Source organism: Rhizobium sp. BK379 (assembly GCF_014193955.1).
In the GTDB taxonomy this organism is placed as follows: Bacteria; Pseudomonadota; Alphaproteobacteria; order Rhizobiales; family Rhizobiaceae; genus Rhizobium.
Genome location: NZ_JACIAD010000006.1, coordinates 459,226 through 471,049, shown reverse-complemented (window position 1 = coordinate 471,049; position 11,824 = coordinate 459,226). Strand labels below are relative to the sequence as shown.

14 protein-coding genes and 1 pseudogene are annotated in these 11,824 nt (G+C 57.9%); 9 read left to right on the top strand and 6 right to left on the bottom strand.

The annotated features are described in order from the left end of the window. From FHT93_RS26150 to FHT93_RS26135, 4 genes and pseudogenes are all read right to left on the bottom strand, one after another. Window positions 1–491, bottom strand: a pseudogene (locus tag FHT93_RS26150) (DUF2971 domain-containing protein); the annotation flags it as partial. Window positions 492–624: 133 nt separating this feature from the next. Further along, window positions 625–1,050: a hypothetical protein gene (locus FHT93_RS26145; protein WP_183850156.1), complete on the bottom strand. Its 426-nt coding sequence runs from the start codon at window positions 1,048–1,050 to the stop codon at window positions 625–627. Between the two features lie 290 nt (window positions 1,051–1,340). Then, complete coding sequence (locus FHT93_RS26140) at window positions 1,341–1,481, bottom strand: hypothetical protein (protein ID WP_183850154.1); 141 nt, start codon at window positions 1,479–1,481, stop codon at window positions 1,341–1,343. 214 nt (window positions 1,482–1,695) lie between these two features. Then, entirely contained in the window at window positions 1,696–2,058 is a 363-nt protein-coding gene (locus tag FHT93_RS26135; protein ID WP_183850152.1) for a DUF2958 domain-containing protein, read from the bottom strand. 424 nt (window positions 2,059–2,482) lie between these two features. Here FHT93_RS26135 and FHT93_RS26130 point away from each other — a divergent pair, with 424 nt between their 5' ends. Next, window positions 2,483–3,433: a LysR family transcriptional regulator gene (locus FHT93_RS26130; RefSeq protein WP_183850150.1), complete on the top strand. Its 951-nt coding sequence runs from the start codon at window positions 2,483–2,485 to the stop codon at window positions 3,431–3,433. On the opposite strand, the gene FHT93_RS26125 is transcribed toward FHT93_RS26130, so the two are convergent. Continuing rightward, a complete protein-coding gene (locus tag FHT93_RS26125) occupies window positions 3,434–3,772 on the bottom strand; it encodes a cupin domain-containing protein (protein ID WP_113208356.1) in 339 nt (112 codons plus the stop codon). A 168-nt stretch (window positions 3,773–3,940) separates the two neighbouring features. Here FHT93_RS26125 and FHT93_RS26120 point away from each other — a divergent pair, with 168 nt between their 5' ends. From FHT93_RS26120 to FHT93_RS26105, 4 genes are all read left to right on the top strand, one after another. Beyond that, a complete protein-coding gene (locus tag FHT93_RS26120; protein WP_183850148.1) occupies window positions 3,941–5,128 on the top strand; it encodes an acyl-CoA dehydrogenase in 1,188 nt (395 codons plus the stop codon). 96 nt (window positions 5,129–5,224) lie between these two features. Continuing rightward, a complete protein-coding gene (locus tag FHT93_RS26115; RefSeq protein WP_183850146.1) occupies window positions 5,225–5,683 on the top strand; it encodes a DUF4126 family protein in 459 nt (152 codons plus the stop codon). Next, window positions 5,683–7,044 carry an FAD-containing oxidoreductase gene (locus FHT93_RS26110; protein WP_183850144.1) on the top strand — a complete coding sequence of 454 codons (1,362 nt, stop codon included), beginning with the start codon at window positions 5,683–5,685 and terminating at the stop codon, window positions 7,042–7,044. Before FHT93_RS26115 ends, FHT93_RS26110 begins: the two co-directional genes overlap by 1 nt. Before the next feature lie 28 nt (window positions 7,045–7,072). Then, window positions 7,073–7,642 (top strand): VTT domain-containing protein, encoded by a 570-nt coding sequence (locus FHT93_RS26105; protein ID WP_113208355.1) that lies wholly within the window; start codon window positions 7,073–7,075, stop codon window positions 7,640–7,642. 6 nt (window positions 7,643–7,648) lie between these two features. Here the strand turns inward: FHT93_RS26105 and FHT93_RS26100 are convergent, their stop codons facing one another. Further along, window positions 7,649–8,692, bottom strand: a complete 1,044-nt coding sequence (locus FHT93_RS26100) for an NAD(P)-dependent alcohol dehydrogenase (RefSeq protein WP_029868890.1) — start codon at window positions 8,690–8,692, stop codon at window positions 7,649–7,651. A gap of 200 nt (window positions 8,693–8,892) precedes the next feature. On the opposite strand from FHT93_RS26100, the gene FHT93_RS26095 reads away from it, so the two are divergent. The 4 genes from FHT93_RS26095 to kdpA all read left to right on the top strand — a co-directional run bounded on the left by FHT93_RS26095 (window position 8,893) and on the right by kdpA (window position 11,798). Further along, complete coding sequence (locus FHT93_RS26095) at window positions 8,893–9,132, top strand: hypothetical protein (protein WP_246781728.1); 240 nt, start codon at window positions 8,893–8,895, stop codon at window positions 9,130–9,132. Between the two features lie 75 nt (window positions 9,133–9,207). Next, window positions 9,208–9,570 carry a copper resistance protein CopC gene (locus FHT93_RS26090; RefSeq protein WP_029868888.1) on the top strand — a complete coding sequence of 121 codons (363 nt, stop codon included), beginning with the start codon at window positions 9,208–9,210 and terminating at the stop codon, window positions 9,568–9,570. A gap of 382 nt (window positions 9,571–9,952) precedes the next feature. Continuing rightward, a complete protein-coding gene (locus tag FHT93_RS26085; protein ID WP_016556800.1) occupies window positions 9,953–10,042 on the top strand; it encodes a K(+)-transporting ATPase subunit F in 90 nt (29 codons plus the stop codon). A gap of 52 nt (window positions 10,043–10,094) precedes the next feature. Further along, entirely contained in the window at window positions 10,095–11,798 is a 1,704-nt protein-coding gene (kdpA, locus tag FHT93_RS26080) for a potassium-transporting ATPase subunit KdpA (RefSeq protein WP_183850142.1), read from the top strand. Window positions 11,799–11,824: the final 26 nt, after the last annotated feature.

The window sequence follows — 11,824 nt, the reverse complement described above, 5'->3', positions numbered from 1 at the left end:
CAACGCGCTGGCACCAATGATGGTGGCGGCATAATCGAGGCGGAAATCCACTTAGCGAAACGCCCGAAACTGTTCAGACAAACCGAGCCACCTCTAAGTTCTGTCGCGGACAGTTGAGACACGCGTTTTTTCCCGTATTCCTTCAAGGTCGGCCGTGACTTCCTATATGTCAACGCTTTCCAAAGTTTTGTCGGCACCTCGAAACCCAGACACATTCCCTTGTGACTGTCTGCGTAGTGGCCCCACAGGAGCGGCTGCTGCCAAGTGGTACTCATGCAAAGTAGGCCTTTTTCTTTATCGAGTTTTGCCCTTACATCTCTGACTGTCTCAAGATCGGTAGCGTTGATTGTCGCGATACCCACAAAATCAAAGGGGTCATTTAACTCATTAAATCGAGCGATCTTGACGCGCTTATCGCGGAGACTTTCAAGCGCGTATTGCCTTTTCGTGAAGTAATAAAGCGTCATTGTTTGCGATTCTTTGGCGACCATGATCGTTCCTATAAAATCCGCACTACTTTCGCGTAGAGGTTTCGCTCCAAAAAGCCTTTTGCTTGAAATTTCTTAATTCGTTATCAAATGGTCGAGCAAGTATAGAGTTTTTTTCCAGCAGCAGCAGGGGGGGCTATTCGCCCCCTACCCGCAACCGATGAAGCAGACGGACTACCTGTCCCGTACCCGCCTGGATAAACCGCAACTGCGTTTTTCCAGCTACTTCAACCGCAAAGCCACTGGCGTCAGCCACGATCTGCGTATGAGGCATGTCGGGAAACAGGCTAAAGGCAATCTGCTGCGCAGCCGCATTGATCGAATGGAGTGGGAAGAGCAAATAAGGCGCATTGATTGGCCCATTTGGCACCGGAACCCATCCAGAGGGGCAGAGCATTTCTGTCCGACCGGGACCGCTGAAACTGAAGCAGTAGTAATCGCCTTTGGGCTTAGTCTTGTCCTCGACCGCAAACGAAAACAGTTTGTGGCCGACCAGCGACACGTCGTACTGATCGCCGAGTGGGCTGAGGGGATTATGAGTGATTGTCAAAGATAGTGACATTGCGTTCGCCTTTGCTCTCGGTTGTTATCAAGCCCTCGTAGGGTCTTGACGCCCGGAGCAGACCTCCGGTCGGACCAAAGCAGGAACCACCAACACGCTGGTAAACGCGCGCATCGAAGCGCTGAGTCTGGCAGCAGAGCATCCGCGAAAATGTCGATATCAAAGAGCAGTCACATAGGACCGCCGTTTGTACCATATCGACCCAAACCAGCAACGATTTTCGTGGGTTAAGGTGTTGAGAAAATAGGTGGGATTTTAAACATGGAAACACCGGCAGCTTGTGCCGGTGCCTAGATGGAATGTTCGAACATCAACGGTTGCTTCCGCCAGAACGCCAGAAATGTGTCCAAGGTGAAGTGGAAATCCTCGCCGTAGATTTTCTTGTATTTCTTGAACGAGGTCGTGAAATGGATGGTCTGTTGGTAGTCCATGCTGGCTCCTTTTTCCCTATTATGCTGCCTTAGGGTGAGAACCGTCGATATTCACGACTACGGGCGAGACCTAATATCACGCCCGCTTGAGCAGCCAACGCCATAACCGGCGCTATCCGTATTTAATTGCTAAATACACATGTGGTTCGCTTTACGGCGGCTCATGTGTGGACCTTTGGACCCTTCCCGTGTTTGTCATCGTGGGAAGGGTTTTTCATTTCGCGAAACCACCGACGACACCCTCACTCGTAATGATACGTTGGTGAGCGCGAGCCGCCCGAGTGTAGACAGACAGCGGGAATTTCGCGGTGAAATGCAGATCGCGTTCCACCTGTAGTCCACCCGGCCCTTTCAGTTCCTCTAGGTCCGAGAGCAGCACGTATCCGAGTTCCGGCGTGCCGTGTCCCATGTCGCAAAGGCCAAACATTAGGTCTTCGTCATGAGCGTCCATATCCGAGATTAGCCATGTCGCATTTGCCCATGGCGTGAACAATTTGATGACAGGGAAATGATCGTCATCACGCCGCTTGTTGTTCGCGAAAAGCAGTTCGCGTTGTTCGAGTGTGACCAGCAACATTATGCGGCCTCCGACTTCATGCCAAAGACCTCAATCGGGTACCGGCGTTCATTCAGACGACGCCATGCGCGCCAGCACTCGACACTGGGAAACAGCTTGTCGAATACCTCCGCTGCCATCGTTCCCCATACTCGAAAAGCCTGCTTCATTGCTACTTCTGTCTGCATTAGAATGCTCCATGTTTCAACCAAAGCGAGCACTTTATTCCAATGTCCTGATAAGCGAGCGAAGACTGCTCAGCCTGAGAAATCTTTCGGGTTCGGATTTTTGCTGTGAAAACAACGCATTAATAGGTTGCGGAAAATTATGTAATTCAATAACTGTTTTTGAACAGAACCCGTCATAATGGTGCTCCGCCAACAGTCGCAGCGCTCTCGTTGCCGGGCGGCATTAGACCAAAGACGTAGACGGATGGGCGACGCCGATGAGCCATGCTTCGCAGTTTACTTGGGACGACCTGCAGTTTTTTCTAGCTGTCGCCCGCACCGGCCAGCTTTCGACGGCGGCCCGGCAGTTGCGCTCAAGCCATGCGACCGTCTCACGGCGTATCGATCGGCTGGAATTCGCATTGAAGGTCAAGCTCTTCGAGCGCAATCCGCGCGGTTACGTGCTGACTGCCATGGGCACACGTTTTGTAGAAACCGCCGAGAAGATGGAACAGGAAACGGAACGGCTGCGCGCCGATCTCGCCGATGGCTCGCTCAGCCAGCGCGGCCTCGTGCGCCTCAGCGCACCGGAAGGTTTTGCGAATTTCTTCTTTGCGACCGTCCTGCCGCAATTTGCCGCCCGCCATCCGCATCTGGCACTGGAACTCGTCACCATCCAGCAGATCATGTCGCTATCCCGTAAGGAGGCGGATATCTCGGTCGTCCTCGACGAGCCCAAAGGTGGCCCCTACTTTGCGGAAAAGCTGACGGACTATCATCTGCAGGTCTACGCCTCGCGCGACTATCTCGCCCGAGCAGCACCCATCAACACGCGTGACGACCTGCTGAACCATCCCTTCATCAGCTATATCGAGGAAATGATCTTCGCACCGGGGCTCGATTATCTCGGCGACGTGCATCCGCGCATCAAGCCGCAATTCCAGAGTTCCAGCATCTTCGCGCAGTTGACGGCCACGAGAAACGGTCTAGGCCTCGGCATCCTGCCCTATTTCTTTGCCTGCCGTTATCCCGAACTGGTGCGCGTGCTGCCTGACGAGATCGATCTCAAGCGGCATTACTGGATCACCTGCCATCGGGATCTGAAGCAGGCGCCGCGCGTGCGCGCCGTCATCGACTTCCTGCGCGAAGCCGTGCGCAGCGAAGACGCCTGTTTCATACCGCCCTATATTGGCTCCGCCGCAGCTCGAAAGGGAAAGGCAGAAATGTGACTACTTCAGGAATTCGGCGCGATGCGGAGTAAAGGTGTCGATGAGGCGCCCCTTTTCCAATGCCTTGACACCATGGACCAGATTGGGTGGCACAATGAAGCTGCCGCCCTGTTTCAAGACTTCGGTGCGACCATCGATCGTTACCTCGAAGCTTCCTTCGGCGACATAGCTTGCCTGGATATGCGGGTGGAAATGAGCCGCACCCACGGCGCCGGCCTCGAAAGCGACCTCCACCATCATCATCTCGGGCAGATAGGCCATGATACGGCGAGTCACGCCCGGTTCGGGGTTTACCCATTCGGCACCTTCCGCCGATACGAAGAGATCGCTCGATGACATGTCTGCTCCTCACATCCGAATCCATTGCGCGCAAACTGGCGCACCAGCCGGCATTTGAAAAGATAGGCCCTGATCTTTGTCGGGATGGTCGCCTTGTTGACGCCGCAAACAGGCAGGTCTATGCGACCTTAAGTCAGGCATGCGTGATTACAGGTGAGGAGACTGGACATGCGGCATACGCGCGAGGTTTTCGACTGGGCTGATCCGTTTCGGCTCGTGGAACAGCTGACCGACGAGGAGCGCATGGTGCAGGACACCGCCCATGCTTACGCGCAGGAAAAGCTCGCCCCCCGTGTCCTCGAAGCCTTTCGCAACGAAAAGACCGATCCGGAAATATTCCGGGAGATGGGCCAACTCGGCCTTCTCGGCCCGACGATCGATCAGGAATATGGCGGCGCTGGCCTCGGATACGTCGCCTACGGGCTGATTGCCCGCGAAGTAGAGCGGATCGACAGCGGCTACCGTTCGATGATGAGCGTACAGTCCTCGCTTGTCATGGTGCCGATCGACGCCTTTGGTTCCGAAGAGCAGAAGAAGAAATATCTGCCAAAGCTTGCGACCGGCGAATGGATCGGGTGTTTCGGCCTGACCGAGCCCAATCACGGCTCTGATCCGGGCTCCATGGCGACACGGGCAAAGAAGGTCGATGGCGGTTATAGCCTGACGGGCTCCAAGACCTGGATCTCGAACGCGCCGATTGCCGATGTCTTTGTCATCTGGGCAAAGACCGAGGATGGACTTATCCGCGGCTTCATCCTGGAAAAAGGCTCGAAGGGCCTGTCGGCTCCAAAGATCCAGGGCAAGGTCGGACTTCGCGCCTCGATCACAGGCGAAGTCGTCATGGACAATGTCCTCGTACCGGAAGAGAACCTGCTGCCCCATGTCAGCGGTCTCAAGGGACCGTTCACCTGCCTCAACTCCGCTCGCTTCGGCATTGCCTGGGGTGCGCTGGGCGCGGCCGAAGCCTGCTATGCAACGGCTCGGCAATATACGCTGGACCGCCAGCAATTCGGCAGGCCGCTCGCCGCCAACCAGCTCATTCAGAAGAAGCTTGCCGATATGGCAACCGAAATCTCGCTCGGGCTTCAGGGATGTCTACGTCTCGGCCGCATGAAGGAAGAGGGCCATCCACCCGTCGAACTGACATCGATCCTCAAGCGCAATTCCTGTGGCAAGGCGCTGGAGATTGCGCGAGCAGCCCGCGACATGCTGGGCGGCAACGGCATTTCCGACGAATTCGGCGTCGCCCGCCACCTCGTCAATCTCGAGGTGGTCAATACCTATGAAGGAACGCATGACATTCATGCGCTTATTCTCGGTCGCGCGATCACAGGCATTGCAGCCTTCTCCAACTGATTCAGTCGCGCACGAGGCGAATTGCAAGCTGGATAACAATGTGCAAACCTCCCCTCACCGCGGCAGACAGGCCGACGGTGCAAGGGGGATTTGCATATGTTTCTGCTGCTCGCACTTCTGATCGGCGTCATTGCCGGTCTTCGCGCCATGACCGCACCTGCCGCCGTCGCCTGGGGCGCGGCGCTCGGCTGGTTCGATGTCTCCCAGACACCGCTCGCCTTCATGGGCTACCAGTGGACACCGTGGATTTTCACGGTGCTGGCTGTCGTCGAGCTCATCACTGACCAGCTGCCGACCACCCCCTCGCGCAAGGTGCCCGTCCAGTTCGGCGCACGCATTGTTATGGGCGCACTTTCCGGCGCAGTCATCGGCGCGGCCAGCAGCCTGCTCTTCGGAGGCCTTCTCGCCGGCGTCATCGGCGCTGTCATCGGCACGCTTGGCGGGGCTGCGGTGCGCAGCAAGCTCGCGGCCTCTTTCGGCCAGGATCGCCCGGCAGCCCTGATAGAGGATACCGTGGCCGTCATCGGCGCCATTATTATCGCGTGGGCAGTCTGATGAAGAGCTTCGACGCAATCTTCATCGGCGCCGGCCAGGCCGGCCCATTCCTCGCTGCCCGCATGGCGGAAAAGGGTATGAAGGTGGCGCTGATCGAACGCAAGTTCCTCGGCGGCACCTGCGTCAACGCAGGCTGCATGCCGACAAAGACGCTGGTCGCAAGCGCGCGCGCCGCCTACGTGGCGCGGCACGGCGCCGAATACGGTGTGCGGATACCGGGCGAAATCGCTATCGACATGAAGACCGTGCGGGGTCGAGCAGAGACAATCATCATGAATGCCCGCAACGGCTTGAGCAGCTGGTTCGGCGGCATGAAAACCATGACCGTCATTTACGGCCACGCCCGCTTCACGAGCCCGAAGGAAGTCGTCGTCAACGGCGAGACGCTGACGGCGCCGAAGATCTTCCTCAATGTCGGCGCTCGCCCTGTCGTCCCCGACATGCCGGGCATTGCTGATATCGAGTATCTCACAAGCACCGGCATCATCCATCTCGACAGCCTGCCGAAGCATCTTGCCATTATCGGCGGAAGCTATATCGGCCTGGAATTTGCACAGATGTACCGGCGTTTCGGCGCCGAGGTAACGGTGATCGAGCGCGGCCCGAAACTCGCCTCCCGCGAGGACGAGGATATTTCCGATGCGATCACCGATATCCTCAGATCCGAAGGCATCAAGATCCATACAGACGTCAAGGATATTAGATTCGCCAGGACCACCAATGGCGCGACGGTCACGGTCGATACCGAAACAATCGAGGCGAGCCATGTGCTCGTTGCGACCGGCCGGACGCCGAATACCGACGACCTCGGTCTCGATGCGGCTGGCGTGGCCACTGACAAGCACGGCTTCATTACCGTCGATGACCGGCTGGCAACCAATGTCGAAGGTATATGGGCACTCGGAGATTGCAACGGCCACGGTGCCTTCACCCATACGTCCTACAATGACTTCGAGATCGCCGCAGCCAATCTGCTGGACGGTGGCGACAGGAAACTGTCGAGCCGCATTCTCGCCTACGCCCTCTATATCGATCCGCCGCTTGGCCGCGTCGGCATGACGGAAAAGCAGGCACGCGCCTCGGGCCGCAAGATCATGGTGTCGACCCGCCCGATGAGCAAGGTCGGCCGCGCCAATGAGCGCGGCGAAACCAAGGGCTTCATGAAGGTGGTCGCGGATGCGGAGAGCAAGGAAATCCTGGGTGCGGCGATCCTCGGGATCGAGGGCGACGAGGTGATTCACGGCATCATCGATGCGATGAATGCCGGGACGACCTATCCGGTGCTGCAATGGTCCGTACCGATCCATCCCACCGTTTCGGAATTGATCCCGACGCTTCTGGGTGATTTGAAGGCGATCTGATGGATCGCAATCAGCCGGAGACCGGCCATTGAATATCGAACTGCTGATCGAAAATTATGGCCTGCCGGCAATCTTTCTCGGCACCGCCTTCGAGGGCGAAACCGCTGCCTTTCTCGGCGGCGTCATCGCGCATCGCGAGCTCCTAACCTATTGGGCTGCCTCGATGGCAGCTTCGGCGGGATCATTCGCCGGAGATCAGATATGGTTCTTTGCCGGCCGCTATGCCGCCCAATGGAACTTCGTTCGCCGCGTGATGGAGACACCGGCGCTTGCACGCGTCACGCGGCTTCTCGAAAAATATCCGACCGGGTTCATCTTCGCGTTCCGCTTTCTGGTGGGATTGCGGACGATCAGCCCGATCGTCATTGGCACGACACACATCTCGACGCAGAGGTTTCTCGTGCTCAACCTCCTGGCGGCGCTCGTCTGGGGACAGCTCTTCACCGCGCTTGGTTATGCCTTCGGCCACGGAATTCACCAGATATTCGGCCGCCTGCCACTGCATCATCATCTGCTGATAGCACTTGGCGCCGCGGCCCTGATCGCGGGCGCGGCGCTGGTGCTTCGCAAAAGGAAATTTGGGATCAAGTACCCGTAAAGGGTCCTAGTCCATGACGATCTGCAGTTTGACATCATCAGGACGTGCCTCGACCGCACGATCGAAGGCCTTGATCGAATCTTCGAAGGTGAACGTCTCTGATATCAGCGGCTTCAGGTCGACACGCCCCGATCCGAGAAGCGCGATCGAGCGCTCATACTGATGCGCGTAGCGGAACACCGTCTCGATGCGAATTTCCTTCGTCGAAGCCGTCGAGACGTCGAAACCGACAGGATTGACCGGCAGGCCGACGACGACGATAGCGCCGCCCGGACGTGGCAGAGACATGATCGTCTCCCAGGCCTTCGGTGAACCTGAGCATTCGAAGACGACATCCGCACCCCAGCCATCAGTCAGCCGGCCGACTTCCTCAGCAAGGTTCTTTTCGCGAATGTTGACCGGAATGACACCTTGATACTGCGCAGCTATATCGAGCTTCGGCTGGGCAAGATCAGCAACGATCGCACGGGCGCAACCGCCAGCGAGAGCGGCGATCGCAACCATGGTGCCGATCGGGCCGGCGCCAAGGACAACGGCCGTGTCGCCGGGTGCGATCTTCGCCTTGGTGGCTGCCTGCATGCCGACCGCGAAAGGCTCGACCATTGCGCCTTCGGCGAAGCTGACATTGTCCGGCAGCTTGAAGGTATAATTGGCCGGGTGCACGACCTCGGGGGTCAACACGCCGTGGATCGGCGGCGTCGCCCAGAAGGTGACGGCCGGATCGACATTGTACATGCCGAGCCGGCTTGCCTTGGAATTGGGATCAGGAATGCCAGGCTCCATGCAAACGCGATCGCCAACCTTCAGATGAGTGACGCCGGAGCCGACCTCGACCACAGTGCCCGCCGCTTCGTGGCCGAGCACCATCGGCTCGTTGACAATAAATGGACCGATCTTGCCGTGCGTATAATAATGCACGTCGGAGCCGCAGACACCAACGGTATGGATCTTGATCTTCACCTGCCCCGGACCTGTCTCCAGAGGCAGATCGATATCGCGAAGCGCAAGCTCATGCTGGCGCTCCAGAACCAGCGCACGGACTTTTGTCATGATCGGTTTCCTTCCCTATGGCTCCCGCGGTCGTGGGGCGCCGTTCTGGCGACTATAAGACTGCAAGGCCCAGCAATTCAATCATCCCTGTCAGGCTTTTGCTCGCCATGTGACGAAATGCTCACGTAATTATCACCCGAAAGATAAGCTCTTCCTAGACGTCCGTATGATTCCGGAAAAGGCCGGCGAGGACTACATTTATGTTCAACGACCACAACATAGTGGGAAGGAGAAAAGCGATGAAGCACGACAACGACAATGTCGGCCGAAACTTGGTTTCCAACTCTCAGATCACGCGGCAGCTCCGCGAATTCTGGCGCAACCTGGTGGATGAGGCTGTTGCTGCAATCAATCAGGATCGCGAGCCGCAGGCATTGCTTCAGCCGGTAAGGGTTGTTGCACGGGCGCGGGATCGAAATCGCCCTCCGCAGCGTTATTAGGCATGCGCCGGCATGGCGTGGCGGGGGCATGATGCTTCCGACACCATGCGGATCGGCAATACAAGGAAGACCGTCATGAAATCGATTGTGTCATTCTGCCTGTTCGCATCTCTACTCTTTGCCGCAACCGAGGCGTCTGCGGCGATCGAGGAAGCATCCCTTCCGCCACCGCAGCAGGAAGAAAGGCTGGTGCCGGCCAATCTGGAGCTCACCTTCACTGGCCCTGTCGATCTCGCTCGTTCGACCGCCACCCTTCTCGATGCCCAGGGCCTGACATTGCCGACCGGCAAGCCGTTTCTGTCAGGACCGGAAGGTTCGGTCTTCAAGGTTCCGCTCGATCCGTCCATGGCGCCCGGTGTTTATACACTCAACTGGCGCGTACTCTCGATGGATGGCCACAGCGCCGAAGGCCACTACCAGTTTAGGGTTGAGCCCTGAACGCTGCGATATTTCGCCATCCGATATTACGCCGTGTCATTGGACACGGCGTTTTTGTCTGTTGAAGCGGTCTCACTGGCCCCTCCGCCGGCATAAAGGCATTTATAAGATTTTTATATAGATACCCTTCGCCCAATCTCGAACCTTTATGCCCTTCGGTCGCATATTAATGTCCGAGAGATCGCAAAGATCACTCCACGCCAGAAAGCATAAAAGGTGCCGCCTCTGCGAGCCGGCGCCCTTTGTCTTGTCTGACTCCAAGAATAACAACCGGAGTCAAGATCGATGATGGATATAATTCTACTCGGCACTGCAATCGTATTTTTCGGACTTTGCTTTGCCTATACACGCGCCTGCGACAGGCTTTGACAGGAGAGAACAGATGACCCTCGATTACATCTTGAGCGGTGCCGTGACCGTGTTTCTCACCGTCTACCTCACCTACGCTCTCATCCGCCCAGAACGTTTCTGAAAGCGCCGGCGCTTCTCATCCAGAAGCAGCCGGGTACTGAAAGTTTCCTCCCATGACCCTCAACGGATGGCTTCAGATCCTGCTTTACTGCGGGATCGTCCTTGTGCTCGTCAAACCGCTCGGCGGTTACATGACGCGTGTCTTCAGCGGCGAGCGCACATTCCTTTCACCGGTCCTCGTTCCGATCGAACGAGGGCTTTACGCCGTCGCCGGCACCAGCGAGCGCGAAGACCAGCACTGGACCTCCTATGCCTTCGCCATGCTGATGTTCAACCTGATGGGCGTCATCGTTCTCTACCTTCTGATGCGGTTCCAGAACGTACTGCCCTATAACCCGGCCGGCATGGCCGCGGTCGGGCCGGAACTCGCCTTCAACACCGCCACCAGTTTCGTCTCCAATACCAACTGGCAGAATTATGGCGGCGAAAGCACCATGTCGTACCTGACGCAGATGATGGGCCTGACGGTTCAGAACTTCGTGTCGGCTGCGACCGGCATGGCCATCGCCATCGGCCTGATCCGCGCCTTCTCGCGTGCCTCGGGCAAGGCGATCGGCAATTTCTGGGTCGATATGACCCGCGCCACACTCTATATCCTGCTGCCGATCTGCATCGTGCTGACGCTCGCCTATGTCTGGCTCGGCGTACCGCAGACGCTTGGTCCTTATGTCGATGCGACCACGCTCGAAGGCGCCAAGCAGACGATCGCCCTCGGCCCCGTTGCCTCGCAGCTCGCCATCAAGATGCTCGGGACGAATGGCGGCGGCTTCTTCAACGCCAACTCGGCCCATCCCTTCGAAAACCCGGACGCAATCTCAAACCTCATTCAGATGGTCTCGATCTTTGCGATTGGCGCAGCCTTCACCAACGTTTTCGGCCGCATGGTCGGTAACCAGCGCCAGGGCTGGGCGATCCTGACGGCGATGGGCGTCCTCTTCATCGTCGGCGTCGGCATCACCTATTGGGCTGAAGCTGCCGGCAATCCGCTAATGCACGCATTCGGCTTGGCTGGCGGCAACATGGAAGGCAAGGAAGTCCGCTTCGGCGTCGCCATGTCCTCGCTGTTTGCGGTCGTTACCACGGCTGCCTCCTGCGGTGCGGTCAATGCCATGCATGGTTCCTTCACCGCGCTCGGCGGCCTGATCCCGCTGATCAACATGCAGCTCGGCGAAGTCATCGTCGGCGGCGTTGGTGCGGGTTTCTACGGCATCGTTCTCTTCATCATCGTCGCTGTCTTCGTCGCAGGCCTGATGGTCGGCCGCACGCCGGAATATCTCGGCAAGAAGATCGAGGCGAAGGAAATGAAGATGGCCGTTCTTGCCATCCTTTGCCTGCCGCTCGCCATGCTGGTCTTCACCGCGATCGCCAGCGTCCTGCCTTCGGCAGTCGCTTCGGTCGGCACGGCCGGCCCGCACGGTTTCTCCGAAATCCTCTATGCCTATACGTCGGCTGCGGCCAACAACGGCTCGGCTTTCGGCGGCCTGACAGGCAATACGCCCTGGTACAACATCACGCTTGGTCTCGGCATGCTGATGGGCCGTTTCCTCGTCATCGTCCCGGCGCTCGCCATTGCCGGCTCGCTGGTGACGAAGAAGACGGTTCCTGCCTCTGCTGGTACCTTCCCGACTGACGGACCGCTCTTCGTCGGCCTGCTTATCGGCACGATCCTGATCGTCGGTGGTCTTACCTTCTTCCCGGCATTGGCCCTTGGCCCTGTTGTCGAGCACCTGGTCATGATCGCCGGCCAGACCTTCTGAGGTTTGCCGATGATTATCCGTCACAG